Annotated in this window: 1 protein-coding gene; it reads right to left on the reverse strand. The window is 72.7% G+C overall.

The features are described from left to right. On the reverse strand, positions 1–1936 hold a 1936-nt coding region (locus tag ABZ641_RS35335; protein ID WP_359988498.1), incomplete at both ends, for a hypothetical protein.

Below are 1936 nucleotides of genomic sequence, written 5' to 3' on the forward strand. Positions count from 1 at the left end.
CAGATGTTCCACCCCTTCGACCCGGGCGAACTCAGCGACTGGCCGGCCGACCTGACGGTGTTGGTCGTCGACCTCCGGGATGCGCGGGCCTTCCCGGTTCGCGTCCCCGATGGCCTCGAACAACCTGTCCTTGTCCCGGGCGAACTCCGCGAGCAGCCGGGCCGGGGAGTCGATGCCGCACTCCACCAGCAGGCCCAGGGTGGCGGCGCAGTCGAGGCGGTCGTGGAGCTGGGTCAGCTGGGCGATCTGGACGAACCGTTCGACGAGCACCGGCGAGACGTCGAGGTACTCGGCCAGGACGGCGCGCTGACGGGCGGTCGCGGTGCGGAGCAGGAAGTCCGTCGGGGCGCTGAGCCCGGCCTCGACGAGCGCCGGCCGGCAGGAGTCGAAGACCGGGAGGTCGAGGAAGGTCGAGGCGGCGGCCGTGAGCTCCTGGTACTCCTTGCTGTCGTGCAGCCTGGCGAGGCAGGGGTCCTTGCGGGCCTCGGCCCTGAGCGCCTCGGTCGGCAGGGCGATGCGCAGGTAGTGGATGGCGGTGCGGTCGGACACCCGGGGGCGCCGCGGGTCGAGGCCGGCGAGGCGGGCGTACTCGTAGGCCAGCCGCGGCGGGGGCGCGGACCTCATGAAGGGGTGGCGGGCCGACCACACACCGGAGAGCGCCGCGATCTCGTGCTCCATGGCCTCGGCGACGGGGCGGATCTGCCGGGCGAGGGTCATGTGCTCCACGTCGTCCGTGTCGGTCTCCACGCACTTGCGCGCCAGTTCCTCGACCGCCATCTTGGCCTTGCTCGAGGCGTCCATGTCCCGGCCGCCGGTGGCCGCGCAGCGGTTGATCCACTGGGAGGCGCTGCGGTACAGCGCACGGATCACCAGGACGTCGGGGCAGAGCGCCTTGACGACGGCCAGCTGCTCGTCCGCCGCGTCGGCCAGCTGCCGGTAGGCGTAGCTGTCGTGCCGCGTCGCGTCCTGGAGGGCCCAGAGATGGTCGACGCGGGCGAGGATGTTGCCCGGGTCCTCGTCGACGGCTCTGGCCAGCAGTGCCGTCCGCAGGCCGGGATCGTCGATGAGCGAGCGACTGGTCGCGATCACCTGCAGGGTGACGCTCCGCCAGTTGGTGGCGCCGCAGAGCTGGTTCCTGAGCCTGGGGTGCGCCCGGCTCAGCCGCAGCAGCGTCACCGCGGCGGCGCCGGTGAGCAGCTGGGCCTTCGCGCGCTCCCGGGCGTCCTCGCTCCTGCTCAGCGGGAGGAACAGCTCGGCGCGGCTGAAGATGTCGCTCTCGGCGTGGCGGCCGTTGCGGGAGAGGGTCACGGTGATCCGGTTGTCGTCCATGATGGCGGCCCGCACCCGCCAGGTGAGGTCCGGCCGGACGGCGAAGAAGAGGCCGGAGAGGGCCGCGGCGATCTTCCCGTTCGGCAGGGCGCTGAGGTCCTCGGTCTTGATCGTGCTCAGGTGCATGGAGCTGGTGATCGCCCGCAGCCGCATCGGCGGGGTGTCGATGCCGAGGTCCTGGACCCGGGCCAGCAGGTAGTCGGTGGCCACCGCGTCGTTCTCGCCGTCCGGGGACTGCACCGACACCTGGACGCGGAGGTTCTGGCCGAAGGTCGCCGCGGTGAGCAGGATCCCGTCGAGCGCGAGCACCGCGTAGGTGGTGAGGAGCCGTCGGCCCGGGTCGTCCAGGACGACCGTGCGCAGCAGCAGACCCAGGCCGCCGACGCCCAGGAGCGGGACCAGCAGCCGCCCCCAGTAGGTGAACGCCCCCGCCAGGGTGGGCCGCCAGGCGCGGAACAGCCGCCCGAGCGTCTGCCGGCGCGACTCCCGCTCGGAGGCGAACCGGTAGCGGCCGTGGGTCCATGCGGCCGCGAGGGTGACCGCCGTGGGGAGGACGACCAACACCGTCAGGTCGGCCGGCCAGTCGCTGAGTTCGCCCGGGTCGAAG

The organism is Kitasatospora sp. NPDC007106, from assembly GCF_040634455.1.
GTDB classification, from domain to species: Bacteria; Actinomycetota; Actinomycetes; order Streptomycetales; family Streptomycetaceae; genus Kitasatospora; species Kitasatospora arboriphila.